The organism is Pseudomonas sp. UBA6276 (assembly GCF_002438365.1).
GTDB lineage: Bacteria > Pseudomonadota > Gammaproteobacteria > Pseudomonadales > Pseudomonadaceae > Aquipseudomonas > Aquipseudomonas coleopterorum.
In genome coordinates this window covers 2769-3205 of record NZ_DJUS01000057.1, presented here as the reverse complement: position 1 = coordinate 3205, position 437 = coordinate 2769, and the positions used below count along the sequence as shown (strand labels likewise).

Here is a 437-nt window from a genome sequence, read left to right as displayed (position 1 = left end):
TTGCGGTGGTCGCCGATGAGGTGCGCACCCTCGCCGGGCGCACCCAGACGTCGGCCGACGAGATTCAGCAGATGATCGGCGAGCTGCGTCAGGCGTCGGTAAAGGCGGTCGATACCATGGTGGCGGGCGAGGACCGGACGCGCACCGTGGCGCAGCAGGCCGGTGTGCTGAGCGTATCGCTGGGCAGCACGGTGGTGGGTTTCGACGACATCGTCCAGCGCACCCAGCAGATCGCCGTGGCGGCCCAGGAGCAGAGCCATGTCACTCAGGAGATCACCGAGCTGGCGGTGCGCATTCACGCGGCCAGTGAGGACGGCGCGCGTGACGCGTCCAGTCTCAGCGAACTGAGCCAGGGCATGCAGGCGCTGTCGACGCGGCTGGCGGGGTTGAGTCGGCAGCGGTGACCGGCGGTCATTCGGCGGCGCCCCCTTCGCGGG

At 69.8% G+C, this 437-nt stretch carries 1 protein-coding gene; it reads left to right on the top strand.

Annotation, left to right across the window (positions count from 1 at the left end):
* A partial coding sequence (locus B2V21_RS06660) for a methyl-accepting chemotaxis protein (protein ID WP_286916388.1) occupies nt 1–404 on the top strand: 404 nt, incomplete at its 5' end.
* Nucleotides 405–437 lie beyond the last annotated feature (33 nt).